At 40.0% G+C, this 18,472-nt stretch carries 18 protein-coding genes and 2 tRNA genes; 18 read left to right on the forward strand and 2 right to left on the reverse strand.

The features are described 5' to 3' along the window. The first annotated feature begins 43 nt into the window (after window positions 1-43). The 4 genes from yabP (at window position 44) to ACFQIC_RS07920 (ending at window position 1,856) form a co-directional block, all read left to right on the forward strand. Window positions 44-355 carry a sporulation protein YabP gene (gene yabP / locus ACFQIC_RS07905; protein WP_204711297.1) on the forward strand — a complete coding sequence of 104 codons (312 nt, stop codon included), beginning with the start codon at window positions 44-46 and terminating at the stop codon, window positions 353-355. Next, the gene (gene yabQ, locus ACFQIC_RS07910) at window positions 352-945 is read left to right on the forward strand and encodes a spore cortex biosynthesis protein YabQ (RefSeq protein ID WP_204711295.1); all 594 of its coding nucleotides are present in this window, start codon (window positions 352-354) and stop codon (window positions 943-945) included. The genes yabP and yabQ overlap by 4 nt, the downstream gene beginning before the upstream one ends. A 69-nt stretch (window positions 946-1,014) precedes the next feature. Continuing rightward, window positions 1,015-1,392, forward strand: coding sequence for an FtsB family cell division protein (locus ACFQIC_RS07915; protein ID WP_204711294.1), 378 nt, complete (start codon window positions 1,015-1,017; stop codon window positions 1,390-1,392). Window positions 1,393-1,466: 74 nt separating this feature from the next. After that, a complete protein-coding gene (locus tag ACFQIC_RS07920) occupies window positions 1,467-1,856 on the forward strand; it encodes a S1 domain-containing RNA-binding protein (protein WP_204711293.1) in 390 nt (129 codons plus the stop codon). Between the two features lie 727 nt (window positions 1,857-2,583). On the opposite strand, the gene ACFQIC_RS07925 is transcribed toward ACFQIC_RS07920, so the two are convergent. Together ACFQIC_RS07925 and ACFQIC_RS07930 are read right to left on the reverse strand one after the other, a co-directional pair. Further along, window positions 2,584-2,655 (reverse strand) — tRNA-Glu (locus ACFQIC_RS07925). A gap of 70 nt (window positions 2,656-2,725) precedes the next feature. Beyond that, a tRNA-Met gene (locus tag ACFQIC_RS07930) sits at window positions 2,726-2,799 on the reverse strand. A gap of 270 nt (window positions 2,800-3,069) precedes the next feature. Here ACFQIC_RS07930 and spoIIE point away from each other — a divergent pair. The 14 genes from spoIIE to lysS all read left to right on the forward strand — a co-directional run bounded on the left by spoIIE (window position 3,070) and on the right by lysS (window position 18,172). Further along, window positions 3,070-5,511, forward strand: a complete 2,442-nt coding sequence (gene spoIIE / locus ACFQIC_RS07935; protein ID WP_204711292.1) for a stage II sporulation protein E — start codon at window positions 3,070-3,072, stop codon at window positions 5,509-5,511. 63 nt (window positions 5,512-5,574) lie between these two features. Beyond that, window positions 5,575-6,312: a VWA domain-containing protein gene (locus tag ACFQIC_RS07940; RefSeq protein ID WP_390217028.1), complete on the forward strand. Its 738-nt coding sequence runs from the start codon at window positions 5,575-5,577 to the stop codon at window positions 6,310-6,312. Further along, the gene (locus ACFQIC_RS07945) at window positions 6,293-7,210 is read left to right on the forward strand and encodes a serine/threonine protein kinase (RefSeq protein ID WP_204711290.1); all 918 of its coding nucleotides are present in this window, start codon (window positions 6,293-6,295) and stop codon (window positions 7,208-7,210) included. The genes ACFQIC_RS07940 and ACFQIC_RS07945 overlap by 20 nt, the downstream gene beginning before the upstream one ends. A gap of 64 nt (window positions 7,211-7,274) precedes the next feature. Next, complete coding sequence (tilS, locus tag ACFQIC_RS07950; protein WP_390217029.1) at window positions 7,275-8,672, forward strand: tRNA lysidine(34) synthetase TilS; 1,398 nt, start codon at window positions 7,275-7,277, stop codon at window positions 8,670-8,672. A gap of 11 nt (window positions 8,673-8,683) precedes the next feature. Continuing rightward, window positions 8,684-9,223 carry a hypoxanthine phosphoribosyltransferase gene (gene hpt / locus ACFQIC_RS07955; protein WP_204711289.1) on the forward strand — a complete coding sequence of 180 codons (540 nt, stop codon included), beginning with the start codon at window positions 8,684-8,686 and terminating at the stop codon, window positions 9,221-9,223. Between the two features lie 118 nt (window positions 9,224-9,341). After that, a complete protein-coding gene (ftsH, locus tag ACFQIC_RS07960; protein ID WP_204711287.1) occupies window positions 9,342-11,420 on the forward strand; it encodes an ATP-dependent zinc metalloprotease FtsH in 2,079 nt (692 codons plus the stop codon). A 133-nt stretch (window positions 11,421-11,553) separates the two neighbouring features. Further along, entirely contained in the window at window positions 11,554-12,348 is a 795-nt protein-coding gene (locus tag ACFQIC_RS07965) for a type III pantothenate kinase (RefSeq protein ID WP_204711286.1), read from the forward strand. Window positions 12,349-12,351: 3 nt separating this feature from the next. Next, window positions 12,352-13,233: an Hsp33 family molecular chaperone HslO gene (gene hslO, locus ACFQIC_RS07970; protein ID WP_204711285.1), complete on the forward strand. Its 882-nt coding sequence runs from the start codon at window positions 12,352-12,354 to the stop codon at window positions 13,231-13,233. 163 nt (window positions 13,234-13,396) lie between these two features. After that, a complete protein-coding gene (gene cysK / locus ACFQIC_RS07975) occupies window positions 13,397-14,323 on the forward strand; it encodes a cysteine synthase A (protein ID WP_204711284.1) in 927 nt (308 codons plus the stop codon). A gap of 112 nt (window positions 14,324-14,435) precedes the next feature. Then, on the forward strand, window positions 14,436-15,260 hold the full coding sequence (gene folP / locus ACFQIC_RS07980) for a dihydropteroate synthase (RefSeq protein ID WP_204711283.1): 825 nt from the start codon (window positions 14,436-14,438) through the stop codon (window positions 15,258-15,260). Next, window positions 15,261-15,629 (forward strand): dihydroneopterin aldolase, encoded by a 369-nt coding sequence (gene folB, locus ACFQIC_RS07985; protein ID WP_204711282.1) that lies wholly within the window; start codon window positions 15,261-15,263, stop codon window positions 15,627-15,629. It abuts the gene before it with no gap. Next, complete coding sequence (gene folK, locus ACFQIC_RS07990; protein WP_204711281.1) at window positions 15,622-16,119, forward strand: 2-amino-4-hydroxy-6-hydroxymethyldihydropteridine diphosphokinase; 498 nt, start codon at window positions 15,622-15,624, stop codon at window positions 16,117-16,119. Before folB ends, folK begins: the two co-directional genes overlap by 8 nt. 264 nt (window positions 16,120-16,383) lie before the next feature. Beyond that, window positions 16,384-16,551 carry a tRNA-dihydrouridine synthase gene (locus tag ACFQIC_RS07995; protein ID WP_204711342.1) on the forward strand — a complete coding sequence of 56 codons (168 nt, stop codon included), beginning with the start codon at window positions 16,384-16,386 and terminating at the stop codon, window positions 16,549-16,551. A gap of 139 nt (window positions 16,552-16,690) precedes the next feature. Then, window positions 16,691-18,172: a lysine--tRNA ligase gene (gene lysS, locus ACFQIC_RS08000; protein WP_204711280.1), complete on the forward strand. Its 1,482-nt coding sequence runs from the start codon at window positions 16,691-16,693 to the stop codon at window positions 18,170-18,172. Window positions 18,173-18,472: the final 300 nt, after the last annotated feature.

Raw genomic sequence — 18,472 nt, forward strand, 5'->3', positions numbered from 1 at the left:
GTCGTTCTTTTCATAGCTTGTACTAGAGAAGGAGGCTGTGAAAATGGATGGTTTCGAAAAGAATTTAAGTGGTCGCAGTCATCAGAATCAACAGGTTGATCATAATGTGAAAGTATGGAATCGCAGAAACCTAGAAATATCTGGTGTTAAAGAAGTAGATAGTTTTGATAGTGAAGAATTTCTACTGCAAACGAGTATGGGCTATCTCGTGATTCGTGGAGAGAATTTGCAAATGAAGAATTTAAATGTGGATGAAGGAGAAGTAGCGATTAAAGGACGAGTATTTGAGATGACATACTTGGATGAAAACCATGGGGATAAGGCTAAAGGTTTATTTAGCAAGCTGTTCAAATGACACTAACGACCCAATTTATGACGATGATGTCTATGGTAGCGGGCGGTGTTTATATTGGGGCAGCTGTTGACACCTTTGAACGTTTGTTTCATATGCGAAACAAGAAAAGTTGGTTGGAGTTTATCTGGCAGTCTGCCTTTTGGATCGCTCAGGCTGCTTTTCTTTTTTTTATACTATACACGGTAAACTATGGGGAAATAAGGTTCTATATATTTATCGCTGTTCTATGTGGGTATGCAGCTTATCGAGCATTATTCCAAACGGGCTATAATAAATGGTTGGAATTTTGGATCCGCGTAACGTTAACCATTTTGCGTTTTATTAGGCGTCTTTTTAATATATTTATTTTGTGGCCAATTATAACCTTGGTGATCCTGGCGAAAAATATCATATTTTGGGTTTATCGCCTTTTATACAAGGGTATATATATAGTGTTTCTTGTCATATTCTCCCCAATTTTGTTTGTTTTTCGTATCGTTTGGAAGCTCTTACCGATAAATACGAAAAATTACTTACACAAAATAGGAGGGTTTTGCGTTACAATAAAGAATAGTATTAGTAATAGATGGAATGGGAAAGATAAGGAATAGCGGTTCAGGTTGGTTTTGACATCTACGAAGACATTAGGATTGTACCTTTATTAAAGGGGGCTAACGCAAATGGAAAAGAAATCGTCGGTTGCTCGCATGGATTCTACATACATGAATGATTACGACGCCCATATGGAACGTCACTCCAGAAAGAAAAAACGCTTGATGCGCCGGATCCTGCTATTTAGCCTTTTAATGATAATTGTCGCAGGTTCTATGGTTTTCTATCATGTCCAACAGCGGGTGTTACATGCAGAGAAAGTGGAAGAGTATCAGCAGTTGCAAACTAAAATGGATTCATTAGAAAAAGAAGAGAAGCATTTGAAAGAAGAGATTGATTTGCTAAACAATGAAGAGTATGTTCTGCAAATTGCAAGATCGGATTATTTCTTCTCTAGAGATGGAGAAATTATATTTAAAATGCCAAATAATGAACCTTCTTATTGACACACTTTTCATAGCTTATATATAATAGGTAAGAAGGATATTTTTATCGAAATCTAAGGAGGAGCATTTTTTTTATGTCAATTGAAGTAGGCAGCAAGCTACAAGGTAAGGTAACTGGGATCACTAATTTCGGAGCATTTGTTGAGCTTCCTGAGGGGAAGACTGGTTTGGTCCACATTAGTGAAGTTGCCGATAACTATGTAAAAGACATTAATGAACACCTTAGCCAAGGTGACCAAGTAGACGTTAAGGTTATTAATGTCGGAGATGATGGTAAGATTGGCTTATCTATCAAAAAGGCAAAAGAAAATTATGGTCGTCGTGCGCCTAAGAAACCTCGTAAGCCAGCAGAGTCATTCGAACAAAAGATGAGTACATTTCTAAAGGATAGCGACGAACGCTTAGCAACATTGAAGAAGCAAACCGAGACCAAACGCGGAGGTCGGGGTGCTAAAAGAGGATAGCTTGCTGTCTAGGACAATGAGTAAAAGATGCATATTTATATAGAAACAGACTTGCTTCGGCAGGTCTGTTTTTTTGTCTCTAAAATTAGTTATTTTAGTTTTAATTTATATAATTAAGGTGAAAAGAAAATTGGCTCTTTAATGAATGGGGTGGTCATGCTTGATCGAGTCGGTCTTTCTGTTGATAAGCCTCTTCCAGGAACGGGTCAATCACCAGTAAGGCACCGAACCTCTTTTTTTGTTCGTCTGATAACGTATAGCTGGATTTTCATAATAATTTCTTCTTACTACGATTCATCTTGGATGTGTGTCGGTTTATCCACCTCTCGCTGAACTTCACGTCTCACTTCACCTAAGCCCAGTACACCTGCCGCATAAGGTGCGTTTTTTTATATTATCCTGAGATACTTAGGATTTGAAACATTGTTGTTTTGGATAGATAAATGTTTGAGGAAACCATCTAACAAGCAGCCTGAATACACGTAGACTCCTGTGGGAACAGTGGCCAAAGTGAGAACCCGCAGAACAGGCCTCACGGGTCACCCGCGGAAAGCGAGTGTGGTGGCATAAGCAACAAACTATGCGAAAGCAGCTAAATCAAAAGGTTGTTGGAGATCATCCCCACCCCCACATTTGACAGAGAACCAAATTTTAATTTTGAAATAATATATGGTACTAAAAAAAAGATCTGCTTTCTCTAATGAGAAAGCAGATCTTTTTAAGTAGATGACCCGTACGGGATTCGAACCCGTGATACCGCCGTGAAAGGGCGGTGTCTTAACCACTTGACCAACGGGCCTAATATGTAGCAGGTCGCAGTGCTTGTCTTAAGCGTATCACATCTGCTGCAGACCACTTCAAACTAAAAGTAGCGGCGGAGGGGATCGAACCCCCGACCTCACGGGTATGAACCGTACGCTCTAGCCAGCTGAGCTACACCGCCATATTGTCTTCAAAGGCACAAGAAATATAGTACACTATCAAAAAAAAAGTGTCAATACAAAATAAAAATGTGAGATTACTCTGTTAATTTCGATAGGGGATAATTGGGTATTTTGGATAACAAACGGAGGGGGTGAGGTTGATTTTGTAGAATCAACCTCACAATGTAAAAATACAATCGAAGTTTTTGTTATTGCTCTTCTGTTCTTTTGACAAAATGATTAGTTTTAGTGTGGTTTAATAAACCTAACTTAAAAGGAGTGGTGAAAAAATGTTGGGTACTGTAATGAAACGAGCTGGGCAACAAGCAATTTGGAAAGGATCATCATTGAATCGGGAGATGGAGAAGGTTGCATTAACAGGGTTTACGTTTTTGGCCAATAAAGGTGTATTTCATATGGTGCTTAGTTTATTGCTTGGACGAGCTGTTATTTTATCATCGATGGCGCCGTTCGGGGTTGCCTTTCTAGCTGTGATTTGGTGGTTTAAACGTCCGTTGATGATTCCTGCAACCATGATGATGGCGATTGGAGCTTCTACATATAGTTACGGTCATGCGGGGTTTATTGTTGGGGCAGCAGCTTCAATCTTAGTGCTAAACGGGTTATTAAACCATTTAAGTCAGCCGCAGCGTTGGTTACCCGTAATGGCTGCTCTTGCAAGTATGATTCCTCGTACGGCTAGTCTTGCTTTCCTGGATCGGTGGCAGTTATACGAAATCTTTCTTCTGGTTTCCGAGGGGGTGCTAACGTTTATCCTTGTTCTCATCTTTATGCAGAGCTTACCGCTTTTATCACCACAACGTTATCATCCCACCTTAAAGAATGAAGAAATTGTTTGTTTTATTATATTGCTAGCCTCCGTTTTAACAGGAATGGTTGGCTTTGAGTTTCAGGAAGTGGCCATGGTTGATGTATTTGCTCGTTATTTAGTCATCTTACTGGCTTATATAGCTGGAGCTGCTATTGGTTCTACTGTGGGGGTGGTAACTGGACTTGTTTTAAGCTTTTCACAAGTGGACCATCTTTATCAAATGAGTTTGCTTGCCTTTTCGGGTTTATTAGGAGGTTTATTAAAAGAAGGTAAAAAAATTGGGGTAAGTACAGGGCTTTTTGTAAGTACCATTCTAATGGGGTTTTATACAGGGGGGGATTTGTCTGCTACGATGTGGGCCTCTTTCCTCGCAATCATTCTGTTCTTCTTGACACCAGATCGCTGGGTCAAGAGGTTATCACGCTTTGTCCCTGGGACAGATGAGCATCGTCAAGAGCAACAGAAGTATTTACAAAAGGTTAGGGATGTGACAGCTGTTCGTGTCGGTAAGTTCTCAGATGTTTTTGAGGCTTTGTCCAAGAGTTTCCTTCATATTGACCGCACAAAACCAGAGACGGATAGTATGCAAGAAGTGGATTATTTTTTAAGCAATGTAACGGAAAAGACGTGTCAGGCTTGTTTTAAAAAAGAAAAGTGCTGGATTAATCAGTTTGATGAAACACATAACCTAATGACGGATTTAATGGTGGAGATCGATGAAAAAGAAGAGGTAGGGAGGTTGATGCGAAAAAATGTTGATCAATACTGTGTAAAATCACAGAAATTGATTGACACGATGAAGTATGAGCTATCGTTTTATCATGCAAATAAACAATTAAAGCAACAAGTCCAAGAGAGTCGTCGTTTTGTTGCGGAACAACTCCATGGCGTGTCTGAAGTTATGCATAATTTTGCTGAGGAGATCGTAAAGGAACGAGAGCATCATGAGCATAAGGAACAAATTATTCATGAAGCACTAGAACGGTTAGGTTTAAATGTATCGAAACTAGAAATTTACACATTGGAGGCTGGCAATATTGATTTAGAAGTGGTAATCGAAATTAATCAGTATAGGGGGGAAGGAGAAAAATTAATTGCACCATTATTATCTGATATCTTACAAGAAGCGATTGTGGTTACGTTGGAGGATATTTCGCCTTATCCGAATGGGCGCTGTTTATTAACGTTTGGATCAGCGAAACATTACACGATCGAGTCAGGTGTGGCGCATGCAGCAAAAGGAGGAGGGTTTATATCCGGAGATAGTTATTCAATGATGGAGTTAGGGCGAGGGAAATTCGCATTAGCTATTAGTGATGGTATGGGCAATGGGGAACGCGCCCATGAAGAAAGTGTAGAAACGTTACGCTTATTAAAGCAAATCTTGCAATCTGGCATTAAAGAGTCAGTAGCAATTCAGTCTATTAATTCAATTCTTTCATTGAGGAGTAATGATGAAATATTTTCAACTTTGGATTTAGCCATAATTGATCTTCATTTGGCAACTTCGAAGTTTATTAAAATTGGAAGCACACCAAGTTTTATTAGAAGGGGAGGGCAAATTTTCTCTGTTGAGTCAGGCAATTTACCGATGGGCATCATTCCTGAGGTGGATGTTGACACGACTAGTGAACAGTTAAAAGCTGGTGACTTACTAATTATGGTGAGTGACGGAATTTTAGAAGGGCAGAAACATGTAGAAAATGTGGAACTCTGGTTAAAGCGTAAAATCAGGGAAATTGAAGAAACGGACCCACAAGCTGTTGCGGACATTCTGTTAGATGAAGTGATTCGTACAAAGTCAGGAGATATTGATGATGATATGACAGTTCTCGTTGCTCGAATTGATCATTTTATTCCAGAATGGTCAGCTATTCCTGTTCAGAAAAAACAAGCCTAGTTTTACGTATATTCCTCTTCGGTATTGGCGAAAATGGTCATAACGAATGAGGAGGGAACATCGATGAAAGCAGGACGTTTAAAACAAATTTTATTATTAACAGATGGGTGTTCGAACTATGGGGAGGATCCTATTGCGGTTGCTGCATTAGCTAGGAATCAAGGGGTAACTGTCAATGTTATCGGAGTTCTTGATGATCTACAGGCAGGGGAGCCCCAAGGGTTAAAGGAAGTGGAATCCATCGCAGAAGCCGGTGGAGGAGTTAGTCAAATTGTATATCAAAAAAATTTATCGGAAACGGTACAAATGGTTACCAAACAAGCGATGAACCAAACGATTCAAGGAGTTGTGAATAAAGAACTGCAACATATTCTGGGTGAAAGCAAGACGATTGAAGAGCTGCCACCTGAGCAAAGGGGAGAGGTTGTAGAGATTGTTGATGATCTTGGGGAGACGTGTCAGTTAGAGGTGCTAGTACTAGTGGATTCCAGCGCGAGTATGCATCATAAACTCCCAACTGTTAAAGAAGCCCTTGCTGATTTGTCACTAAGTTTAAATGCCCGAACGGGGGCCAATCAATTTAGTGTTTATTCCTTTCCTGATCCCAAACATACAATTAAAGAAAGGCTGGCCTGGACAACAGAGTTAAGTGCTATGCATGGTTTATTCTCTAAGTTATCAAGTGGGGGTTATACACCAACTGGGCCTGCCTTAAAGGAAGCTCTCTATGCATTTACTAAAAAATCTATAGCAAAAGATGAACAAGGTAGGGTAGATCCTTATGAAGAAACCGGTTTTTAATCTCACGTCAGGAACTGTTGTTCGCGGAAAATGGAACCATCATGCTTATCACATCATTCAAAAACTTGGAGAGGGAGCTTGTGGGGTTGTTTATCTATGTCAAAAAAATGGGGAGAAGTACGCGCTTAAAGTAGGGACTGAGAGTTCTAGGCTTATGCTTGAAGTAAATATGCTTAAGAAATTCAGTAAGGTCCAAGGGGTGAAACTTGGGCCTTCTTTTGTTGACGTTGATGACTGGTTACCTACTGAAGGAAGTAACTATCCTTTTTATGTAATGGAGTACATTAACGGTCAATCTTTCTCGGAATTTTTAAAAGGGAAGAAGAAAGAATGGGTCGGTATAGGAGCAATGCAGGTGTTAAGTGATTTAGAGCATTTGCATAATGCGGGCTATGTTTTCGGGGACTTGAAGACGGATAACTTACTAGTAGCTGATTCAAAAGTGCAATGGATTGATGTAGGTGGAGTTACAGGGATTGGGCGAGCTATTAAAGAGTATACAGAATTTTATGATCGAGGGTATTGGGGATACGGATCTCGTCGAGCTGAACCAAGTTATGATTTGTTTGCAGTAACTATGATTATGTTAGAAACCGTATACCCTCAACGGTTCACAGCAAAAAAAGACCCTAAAATGACATTGCAGGACAAGCTAAAGCAAGCGGATCTGCCTTCAGATTACAAAAGGGTAATATCGGCTTGTTGGCAAGGGAGATATCATTCGGCAACAGAAATGAAAGAAGCGCTAGGCCACATTTTGATGAAAAGAGTGCAGCCAACTAAACCTTCTGTTAGAAAAGGAATTCAAACAGACTCTTCAGAGTGGGGAGAAATGCTTGGAGTGAGTTTTATTTCCCTTAGTTTTTACGGTATTTCCATGTGGAACTTATGGCTATAGGTGAATGCTTTGCAGGATAAGTATGTGCAGTGGTACTATGGGGGGAGATGTGAGGGGGAGAGAGTTGTTGCTGGGAACTGTTAATGCATTTGTGAAAAGACACGATTTAATCCAACCTAACCAAACGATAGTGGTAGCCGTGTCGGGCGGCCCAGATTCACTCGCTCTGCTTCACTACTTATGTCGGATTAAAGAAGAATATCAATTAAAACTTATTGTAGCCTCTGTGGACCATGGACTTAGAGGGGAAGCATCCCACCAAGATATGGTGTTTGTAGAATCTATGGCTGATCAATGGAATATAGATTTTCGTGGAACCTTAGTGGATGTAGCTGCGTATAAAAAGCAGACGGGCATGGGAACACAAGAAGCAGCACGAACAATGCGTTATGAATTTTTCTCTCAGGTGATGAAGGAATTTGAAGCAGATAAACTGGCATTTGGCCATCACGGAGATGATCAAGCAGAAACCATGCTCATGCAGTTTTCAAGAAGTGCATTACCTGAAGCTATCCACGGAATGCCGGTGAAACGTCCGTTTTCTGACGGGCAAATCATTCGTCCGTTCCTTTGCTTGACCAAAGGTGAGCTTTTGAGTTATTGCTCTACTCATCATCTCCATCCAAGGTTTGATCCATCTAATGATCAAACTGATTATACTCGTAATAATTTTCGTAAGCATATCCTTCCCTTCTTAAAAGATGTAAACCCTAAATTTCATGAACACATGCAGCAAATGAGTGAACGTGTGACAGAAGATCGAAAATTTATTGAAAACCAAGCAAAACAAGTGCTAAAAACCATGAAGATGTCTGGGGAAGAGGGTGGGTTTACGCAATTTTCTAAAACCACCTTTCAAAATTGTCCCCTTGCTTTACAAAGGAGGGCCTTTCATCTAATATTAAACTATCTGTATGGTAATCAAATTGAGGAGATCTCTTACTTACACGAAGAGATGTTTTTTCACCTTTTACAGGAACAAAAACCTAATGCAATGTTGAACTTTCCAAGAGGTTTGAAGGTCATTCGTGCTTATGATGAAATTACGTTCACCTTTAAAGCAAATAAAGAGAGTTCAAACTTTACCAAAACACTATACATAGGAGAACAAGTTTCACTTCCAGATGGTTCAGTGGTCTCTTTAGAATTGGGGGAAAGCTTCGATGGGCAAGGGAAATATGTGTTCATTTGTGATTCACATCACGTAACTCTACCGCTTGTCATACGTAATAGACAACCAGGAGATCGAATGATGATCAAAGGAATGAATGGGTCGAAAAAGGTAAAAGATATTTTTATCGACCTTAAAACACCTGCGCGATTGCGTGATACTTGGCCACTTGTTACTGATCGTGATGGTCGAATTCTATGGCTTATTGGGTTGAAAAAAGGTGAAGGGTGTACTAGGGACCCTTCTGGTACATGGCTTCGATTACAATATGAAAATAATGGAGAAACGTAGGAGGAGCTTTCATGCACAACGAAATTGAGAAGACCTTAATTTCTGAAGATGAAATTCAAGAGAAATGCAAGGAGCTTGGATCGCAAATAACAGAAGAGTACGAAGGTCGTTTCCCTCTAGCTATTGGTGTTTTAAAAGGAGCTATGCCATTTATGGGAGACCTTTTAAAAAGAGTGGAGACCCACCTGGAAATGGACTTTATGGATGTTTCCAGTTATGACGGAGGTATGAGATCCACAGGCGAGGTTAAAATTGTAAAGGACCTTGATACGCAAGTGGAAGGCAGAGACCTCATCATTGTTGAGGATATTATTGATAGTGGTTTGACATTAAGCTACTTAGTGGACTTGTTTAAATACCGTAAAGCAAAATCCATTAAAATTGTGACGCTTTTGGATAAACCTGAAGGGCGAACCTCTCATATAAAAGCTGATACAATTGGTTTTGAAGTTCCGGATGAGTTCGTGGTTGGATATGGTTTAGACTACAATGAAAAATATCGGAATTTACCGTATATCGGTGTCCTAAAACCAGAAGTGTATGGTGGGTAATGCAATTATTTATGATGGTTCGTTCAAACGTTTCAAATGTAAGGGTAATTAGTTGTATGTTCTGTTTTTGGTATGATAACATTTACTATAGTTTTTCTCGCTTGGGAGGAGGTAGGCAATGAACCGGATATTTCGTAATACAATCTTTTACTTACTAATCTTCCTCGTAGTGATCGGCGTAGTCGGTCTATTTAGAGGTCAAGGTGAGCCAGAAGAAACATTAAATGTGAACGAATTTTACGATAGATTGAATAATGGTGAAATCGAAGAAATGACGATGCAGCCTGTCAATGGAGTGGTTCGTGTCACAGGTTCAATAGCTGGAAGTGCAGAAGATGAAACATTTACAGCCAATATTCCAGCTAATGAAGAAATCATTTCGAATGTGAGCAGTCAAGCTCAAGAGCAAAGTATTTTGTCGGTTGAAGAAGAAGAACAGCCGAGTGTATGGGTGACTGTATTAACATCCATCATTCCGTTTGTGATTATATTTATCTTGTTTATCTTCTTGCTTAACCAAGCTCAGGGCGGCGGTAGTCGTGTCATGAACTTTGGTAAAAGTAAAGCAAAACAATACAGTGAAGACAAGAAGAAAGTTCGTTTCAAAGACGTTGCGGGTGCTGATGAAGAGAAGCAGGAACTTGTAGAAGTTGTTGATTTCTTGAAAGACCCTCGTAAGTTTACCGCAGTCGGTGCGCGTATTCCTAAAGGTGTGTTGCTTGTAGGCCCACCAGGAACAGGTAAAACGTTACTAGCTAGAGCCGTAGCCGGAGAAGCGGGTGTTCCGTTCTTCTCTATCAGTGGTTCAGATTTCGTTGAGATGTTCGTTGGTGTTGGTGCATCGCGTGTACGTGACTTATTTGAAAATGCCAAAAAGAATGCACCGTGTATCATCTTCATTGATGAGATCGATGCGGTGGGACGTCAACGTGGTGCTGGTCTAGGCGGTGGTCATGATGAACGTGAACAAACGCTTAACCAACTGCTAGTTGAAATGGATGGTTTCGGTGCCAACGAAGGAATCATTATGATCGCAGCAACAAACAGACCAGATATCCTAGACCCAGCCTTATTACGTCCGGGACGTTTTGACCGTCAAATCACGGTAGACCGACCAGATGTGAAAGGACGTCAAGCTGTGCTTGGTGTTCATGCTAGGGACAAACCTTTGGCTGATAATGTTGACTTGAAAACAATCGCTCTTCGTACCCCTGGATTCTCAGGTGCTGATCTTGAAAACTTGCTAAACGAAGCTGCCTTAGTGGCTGCTCGTTCAGATAGCACGGCCATTGATATGCTGCATGTTGATGAAGCCATTGATCGTGTTATCGCTGGTCCAGCTAAGAAGAGTCGTGTCATTTCTAAGAAAGAACGTAACATTGTTGCCCACCACGAAAGTGGACACACTGTTATTGGTATGGTTCTGGATGACGCTGATATGGTTCATAAGGTTACGATTGTCCCTCGTGGCCAAGCTGGCGGTTATGCTGTCATGCTTCCGCGTGAAGATCGCTACTTTATGACGAAACCAGAATTACTTGATAAGATTACTGGCTTACTAGGTGGACGTGTTGCTGAGGAAGTAATGTTTGGAGAAGTATCTACAGGTGCTCACAATGACTTCCAACGTGCTACGGCTATTGCTCGTAAGATGGTAACTGAATACGGTATGAGTGATAAGCTCGGACCACTTCAATTCGGTAAAAACTCTGGAGGCCAAGTGTTCTTAGGTCGTGACATTCAAAACGAGCAGAACTATAGTGACCAGATTGCGTATGATATCGATACAGAAGTTCAGAAGTTTATTACAGATAGTTACGATCGTGCGAAGACGATTTTAACTGAAAATAAAGATAAGCTTGAATTGATTGCCAGCACGTTATTAGAAGTAGAAACATTAGATGCTACTCATATTGAATCCCTATTTGAAAAGGGACGCCTTCCAACGGATGAAGAGCTTGAAGAGATTGCTGTTAAAAATAACAAGCAACTTAAGCATAACAAGGAAGAGCAAAAGGAAATTGATGAGCGTCAGGAAAATAATGAGAATGTGCGGGTTAATCTGAAGTCAAAAGAAGAAGATGTAGAAAATAATACATCCTCTACAACAAGTAATGATACAGATGAAGCTCCTAAATCTTCGGAAGAGAGTACGGATTCGGAAGATAGTAATCGTAAGTCAGATGATCGTCAATAGTTTTAAGTTAAACCACGTTCCTTTTTATAAAGGAATGTGGTTTTTTCTGTCTAATTTTGAGATTTCATCACCGCATTGAGATTGTCAATTGTGATATGATTAAGCCGAAGGAAATGAAACGGAGGCTTTGTGTATGATCTTTGTACTGGATGTGGGGAACACAAACACGGTTTTGGGCGTTTTTGATGAAGATGAACTGAAATACCAGTGGCGAATTAAAACGGATCGACATAAAACAGAAGATGAATATGGCATGCTTATAAAGTCACTTTTTGAGCATGAAGGTCTTACTTTTGAAAGTATAAACGGTGTGATTATATCTTCTGTTGTACCACCTATTATGTTTGCATTAGAACGTATGTCTCGTTATTACTTTAATAAAAGTCCGATGATAATCGGAGAGGATGAAATAAAGTCTGGTCTTGCTATGAAGTATCCGAATCCAAGTGAAATTGGAGCCGATCGAATCGTAAATGCTGTTGGGGCCATTCAAGAATACGACACGCCGCTCGTTATTATTGATTTTGGGACAGCTACCACTTATTGTTATATTAGTGAAAAAGGTGAATATGTTGGTGGAGCTATAGCCCCTGGGATTAACATATCGATGGAAGCTTTATATGCTAAAGCAGCTAAACTTCCAAAAATTGAAATTAAAAACCCTGAGCAAGTTATTGGTTCTTCAACGGTTGAAGCTATGCAATCTGGCATATTCTATGGATATGTCGGTCAAGTTGATGAAGTGGTTCGAAGGATGAAAGAAGCTTCTACCTTACATCCTACGGTCATAGCAACGGGAGGGTTAGCTTCCCTTATAGCAGATCAATCACGGACAATTGATGTTGTTGATTCGCATTTAACGTTAAAAGGATTGAATAAAATATATCAAACGAACAAAGATAATAAAGCGTTCAAAGGAGAAGGATGATCTATGTCAGATTATTTAGTACGTGCCATTGGTTTTAATGGGCATGTACGTGCTTATGCCATACAGTCAACAGAAACAGTAGAAGAAGCTAGACGCAGGCAGGATTCTTGGGCAACAGCATCTGCTGCGTTAGGTCGTACACTAACAATTAGTGCTATGATTGGCGCTATGTTGAAAGGTGAAGAAAAACTCACGGTTAAAATTGAAGGGGATGGCCCGGTTGGAGCGATCATTACTGATGCAAACTCTAAGGGCCAAGTTCGAGGCTATTTACAAAATCCTCACGTTGATTTTGATCTAAATCAACAAGGCAAGTTAGATGTCGCTCAAGCTGTAGGAACGAATGGAACGTTGAGTATCGTTAAAGATTTAGGCATGAAAGATCATTTTACAGGGCAAGTTCCGATTGTTTCTGGAGAAGTGAGTGAAGACTTTACGTATTATTTTGCAAACTCCGAACAAGTGCCATCTGCTGTAGGAGCAGGTGTTCTTGTTGATACAGACCACACCATTTTGGCTTCTGGAGGATTTATTATTCAAATGATGCCAGGTGCAGATGATGAAACAACTTCAGCCATTGAAAAGCGTTTAAGCGAGATTGCCCCTATTTCAACAATGGTTCGAGAAGGGAAAACTCCTGAAGAAATATTAGAGGTTCTCTTAGGTAAAGAACAATTGCAAATTCTAGATTCAATGCCTGTAGAATTTAAGTGTCATTGTTCAAGAGAACGTGTCGAAATGGCGATTTCCAGTTTAGGTGATGAAGAAATTGAACGTATGATCGAAGAAGACCAAGGGGCGGAAGCGAAGTGTCACTTCTGCAATGAAGATTATCAGTTCGGTGAAAAAGACCTTAGAGAGTTACAGTCTAATCCCTCACAATAAGATAGCTGCACAATAATTGAGTGAAACAGTAATATCTTCTGTTTCGCTCGTTTTAATTTTGGGAATACTCAAGTAAAATGATTGAAATGTTTGACAATAAAAGAAATTATGCGTACATTGGTATTGAATCCCTATAAAAATACTTGGTTTTAGGAGTGAAATGATGCGAATAGCTAATAATGTAAGTGAACTAGTAGGACAAACACCTATGGTTAAATTGAATGGAAGTGCTGAAGAAAATAGTGCTGACATCTACTTGAAACTTGAGTACATGAATCCTGGAAGTTCAGTGAAAGACCGTATTGCTCTGTCAATGATTGAGGCAGCAGAAGAATCAGGAGAGTTAAAAGATGGCGATACAATAGTAGAACCGACGAGTGGTAATACTGGAATAGGTATCGCGATGATTGCAGCTGCAAAAGGTTACAGAACTGTTCTTGTTATGCCAGATACTATGAGTCAAGAACGTAGGAATTTACTGCGTGCTTATGGTGCTGAGTTAGTTCTGACTCCAGGTGCAGATGGAATGAAAGGCGCGATTAAAAAAGCCTCTGAATTAGAAGAAAAACACGGATATTATATGCCACAGCAATTTAACAACCAGGCTAACGTCGCTGTTCATGAAAAAACAACAGGTCCGGAAATCGTTGAGCAAATGGGTGATCAGCTGGATGCTTTCGTATCTGGTATTGGAACTGGCGGTACAATTACAGGTGCTGGTAAAGTATTAAAAGAGAAATATCCAGACGTAAAAATATATGCAATTGAACCAGAAGGCTCTGCGATATTATCAGGCGGACAGCCAGGCCCACACAAGATTCAAGGGATTGGTGCAGGATTTGTTCCTGGTATTTTAAATACAGAAATTTATGATGAAGTCTCTCTAGTATCCACTGAAGATGCTTATGCTGCAGCTCGTGAAGCGGCAAGAAAAGATGGAATTCTTGGAGGCGTTTCCTCAGGAGCGGCTATCCACGTAGCGAAACAAGTAGCAAAACAGCTAGGAAAAGGAAAAAAAGTAGTTGCAATTATTCCGAGTAATGGTGAAAGATACTTATCAACCCCTCTTTACCAATTCGAAGAAGAGTAATGCGAGATTCAAAAAAGCTGTGTTCCTTACAAGGGACACAGCTTTTTTGTTTTTTAAAGAGGATATGGTGTAAAATAAGTAAATAATCAAGTTGTGAAAAGAGGCTGTTTTTATGGACTTCAAGCTAAGCACATCAAGTAAAACTTATTCATTATCCAAGCAGACCCTTGTTATGGGAATTTTGAATGTAACGCCTGATTCCTTTTCGGATGGAGGGCGATTTAATGAGTTAGAAAAGGCAGTTGAGCGTGCGGTTCAAATGGAAATGGACGGAGCTGACATTATAGATATAGGTGGAGAATCAACTCGTCCCGGACACAAGCCCGTGTCTGAACGAGAAGAAATTAAACGGGTTGCTCCAATTATTCAAGCGCTTAAAGATAGAGTGTCTGTTCCAATTTCTATTGATACATATAAAGCAGAGGTAGCTAGACAAGCTGTGGAAGCGGGAGCAGAAATTATTAACGATGTATGGGGGGCTAAAAAAGAACCGCGGATTGCCGAGGTTGCGGCTCGTTATGATGTACCGCTCATTCTAATGCATAATCGTGAAAACCAAGAATATAGTGATCTGATTTTTGATATGAAACAAGATCTAAAGAAATGCATAGAGATAGCTCTTAAAGCGGGAGTGAAGAGGGAACAAATTATTCTCGATCCTGGTGTTGGCTTTGCAAAAACATTTGAGGATAATGTAGAAGTGATGAGGGAATTAGATCAATTTCACGATTTGGGTTATCCTTTGTTACTAGGAACATCACGAAAGACATTTATAGGAGAGACATTAGATTTACCTAAAGAGGAAAGAATGGAAGGTACAGGGGCGACAGTTTGTTATGGAATATCAAAAGGGATTCATATTGTAAGAGTTCACGATGTGAAACCTATAGGCCGAATGGTCAAGATGATGGATGCGATGATGGGGAGGCAAAGCTAAATGGACCAAATTAATGTTAATGGTATGGAGTTTTGGGCTTATCATGGACTTTTTCCTGAAGAAAATAAATTAGGTCAGCGTTTCTATGTAGATCTTGAGTTGGAACTGAATTTAAAGCCTGCCGGAACGACTGATGACATGAATGAGTCGATTAATTATGGAGATGTATATCAGGTAACAAAAACTATTGTAGAAGGAGAACCAAAAAACTTAGTAGAGACTGTATCTGAAAATTTAGCAGGCGAGCTTCTTCACCAATTCTCACTTTTAGAAGGTTGCCGCGTCAAGATAACTAAACCGGACCCACCTATCCCTGGGCATTATAAATCTGTGGCCATCGACATCTATAGGAGCCGGAGCGATGACTAGAGCTTATATTGCACTAGGTTCTAACATGTCACAAAGAGAGCAATACTTAACTGAAGCAATTGAACAGCTAGACAACCATAAGAAAATTGGGGTGATTATCCAGTCAGAAATTTATGAGACTGCCCCAGTAGGATTTACTGACCAAAATGATTTTTTAAATATGGTTATTGAAGTGGAAACATCATTACCCCCTTTGGCCTTACTTGACTTTTGCCAAAAAATTGAACGGGAATTAGGGCGGAAACGAGTGATTAAATGGGGGCCACGAACAATAGACCTTGACATTTTGCTCTATAATCAAGAAAATATGGAGGATGAGCGTCTATCGATACCACACCCCCATTTGCATGAAAGAGCTTTTGTGGTGGTGCCATTAGCAGAAGTGAATCCAGAAGTCTATATTTCTTCTGTACATCAACGAGCTCAGGAAGTGCTGGAACAATTGCCAGAGGAAGAAGTAGCTGGTGTGCGCATCTGGAAGCAGCGTTGAAATCGTTCATTTTACGAAGCAGTTTTCGGATATAGATTAAGCAATAATATATATTGAAGGTGAATGCATTATGTACAGTATTCATATTCGAAACCAAGTCGTATTGGCCTCCTATGGCTGGAGTTGTTTTGTAACTCAGCATTACGTCTAACTGTTAAAGAGTTCGGGCAGGATTGGTAATTGAAGCGGCAAAGTTCGCGACCGCTAATACCATCGATATTAATATGGGCGGTCCCGTACCCAAGAAAACCTGTCACTGTGAAAATGCGTGCAGGCTGGGACCAAGAGCATGTCTATGCACTGGAAAACGGTAAAACCTTGGACACGGCAGGCGCCAAAGCTGTGGCACTTCATGGTCGTAAGCGCGATCAAATGATTGGAATCTTTTATGATTTCGCTGCTGATATTGAAGAGAGCATAAAGGATTCCTAAATGGTTTGCCGTTGACACCTTTCAAGGACTTTTCTATACTAAACGTTAGTGAGAATGCTGCCAGTGACTTGCTGGCAGTTTTTATTTATAAGAAACGTCTAATTACTATATAAACCTTTTCAAGAATGGAGTGATGATCATGTCAGAAGAACTCAATGACCAAATGCAGGTCAGACGGGAGAAGTTGAACTCCTATAGAGAACAAGGGCTTGACCCTTTTGGAAGTAAGTTTGAACGTACAGCTCTCGCAGATGAATTAACTTCTCAATATGATGAATTTACAAAAGAAGAATTAGAAGAAAAGCAAATTCCGGCAACAATCGCAGGTCGAATTATGACCAAGCGTGGAAAAGGAAAAGCGGGATTTGCTCATATTCAAGATTTGAGTGGACAAATTCAGTTATATGTTCGTAAAGATGCGATAGGCGAAGATGCTTATGAGATTTTTAAATCTGCAGACATTGGGGATATTGTTGGCGTTACAGGCGAAATGTTCAAAACGAATGTAGGTGAACTATCTGTAAAAGCGAGTGAGTTTGAAATCCTAACTAAATCACTACGCCCTTTGCCAGAAAAGTTTCATGGTCTTAAAGATGTTGAACAGCGCTACCGTCAGCGTTATTTAGATTTAATAACTAACCCTGAAAGTCGCGATACCTTTGTGTTGCGCAGTAAAATCATTCAATCTATGCGTAGATACTTAGATAACTTAGGTTTTCTAGAAGTAGAAACGCCAATGATGCATAGCATTCCAGGTGGAGCTTCTGCCCGTCCATTCGTCACTCATCACAATGCTCTTGATATGGAGCTTTATATGAGAATTGCTATTGAGCTGCACTTAAAAAGATTAATTGTTGGCGGTATGGAGAAAGTTTATGAAATTGGACGAGTTTTCCGAAACGAAGGGGTGTCCACTCGACATAACCCTGAATTTACAATGATTGAACTATATGAGGCGTACGCTGATTATCATGACATTATGAGTTTGACCGAACAGCTCATTGCTCATATTGCAAAGGATGTACTAGGATCTTCCAAGGTTCAGTACGATGAACACGAGATTGATCTAGAGCCAGAATGGGCACGCCTTCACATGGTTGATGCTGTTAAAGAATATACAGGTGTTGACTTTTGGAAAGAGATGAGCGATGAAGAAGCTAAAGCCTTAGCGAAGGAACATGGCATCGACATTCAAGAAACAATGACATTCGGACATATAGTAAATGAGTTTTTTGAGCAAAAGGTAGAAGAAAAGCTGATTCAGCCGACATTTGTATATGGTCACCCAATTGAAATTTCACCTTTAGCTAAAAAGAACCCAGAAGATGCTCGATTTACCGATCGGTTTGAGTTATTTATTGTGGGTCGAGAGCATGCCAACGCATTCTCTGAGCTTAATGATCCAATTGATCAACGTGAACGGTTTGAAGCACAATTGAAAGAACGTGAAGAAGGAAATGATGAAGCACATCTCATGGATGATGACTTCTTAGAATCTCTGGAGTATGGAATGCCGCCAACAGGAGGGCTAGGCATTGGTATTGATCGCTTAGTCATGCTTTTGACGAATTCAGCATCCATTAGAGACGTGCTATTATTTCCGCAAATGAGAAATAGATAATTCGAATAGTATAGTAAATTTTAGCACCTCCAATCCTAGTGAATTTGGAGGTGCTATTTTTATAGTTCAGGAAAACAATTATCAGAAAAAACTTTTATTTAAATATCCCCTTGATGTGTTATTCTAACCGTGGTATATTATTAAACGTCGCAGCAAAAGAGCACGACAAACAAATCAAAAACAATTAATATTACACAGAAAAGTTGTTGACTTAAAACTTACAACATGGTATATTAATTGAGTCGCTGTTTTGAAGCGGCAAACCAATTGATCTTTGAAAACTGAACGAACCAACCAGTA

Origin of the sequence: Halobacillus seohaensis (genome assembly GCF_042663045.1) — a bacterium.
In the GTDB taxonomy this organism is placed as follows: domain Bacteria; phylum Bacillota; class Bacilli; order Bacillales; family Halobacillaceae; genus Halobacillus_A; species Halobacillus_A seohaensis.

Bases quoted from the DNA above. Each gene is read 5' to 3' on its own strand.
- yabP (WP_204711297.1), top strand. From the start codon at position 44: ATGGATGGTTTCGAAAAGAATTTAAGTGGTCGCAGTCATCAGAATCAA.
- yabQ (WP_204711295.1), top strand. From the start codon at position 352: ATGACACTAACGACCCAATTTATGACGATGATGTCTATGGTAGCGGGC.
- ACFQIC_RS07915 (WP_204711294.1), top strand. From the start codon at position 1,015: ATGGAAAAGAAATCGTCGGTTGCTCGCATGGATTCTACATACATGAAT.
- ACFQIC_RS07920 (WP_204711293.1), top strand. From the start codon at position 1,467: ATGTCAATTGAAGTAGGCAGCAAGCTACAAGGTAAGGTAACTGGGATC.
- spoIIE (WP_204711292.1), top strand. From the start codon at position 3,070: ATGTTGGGTACTGTAATGAAACGAGCTGGGCAACAAGCAATTTGGAAA.
- ACFQIC_RS07940 (WP_390217028.1), top strand. From the start codon at position 5,575: ATGAAAGCAGGACGTTTAAAACAAATTTTATTATTAACAGATGGGTGT.
- ACFQIC_RS07945 (WP_204711290.1), top strand. From the start codon at position 6,293: ATGAAGAAACCGGTTTTTAATCTCACGTCAGGAACTGTTGTTCGCGGA.
- hpt (WP_204711289.1), top strand. From the start codon at position 8,684: ATGCACAACGAAATTGAGAAGACCTTAATTTCTGAAGATGAAATTCAA.
- ftsH (WP_204711287.1), top strand. From the start codon at position 9,342: ATGAACCGGATATTTCGTAATACAATCTTTTACTTACTAATCTTCCTC.
- ACFQIC_RS07965 (WP_204711286.1), top strand. From the start codon at position 11,554: ATGATCTTTGTACTGGATGTGGGGAACACAAACACGGTTTTGGGCGTT.
- hslO (WP_204711285.1), top strand. From the start codon at position 12,352: ATGTCAGATTATTTAGTACGTGCCATTGGTTTTAATGGGCATGTACGT.
- cysK (WP_204711284.1), top strand. From the start codon at position 13,397: ATGCGAATAGCTAATAATGTAAGTGAACTAGTAGGACAAACACCTATG.
- folP (WP_204711283.1), top strand. From the start codon at position 14,436: ATGGACTTCAAGCTAAGCACATCAAGTAAAACTTATTCATTATCCAAG.
- folB (WP_204711282.1), top strand. From the start codon at position 15,261: ATGGACCAAATTAATGTTAATGGTATGGAGTTTTGGGCTTATCATGGA.
- folK (WP_204711281.1), top strand. From the start codon at position 15,622: ATGACTAGAGCTTATATTGCACTAGGTTCTAACATGTCACAAAGAGAG.
- ACFQIC_RS07995 (WP_204711342.1), top strand. From the start codon at position 16,384: ATGCGTGCAGGCTGGGACCAAGAGCATGTCTATGCACTGGAAAACGGT.
- lysS (WP_204711280.1), top strand. From the start codon at position 16,691: ATGTCAGAAGAACTCAATGACCAAATGCAGGTCAGACGGGAGAAGTTG.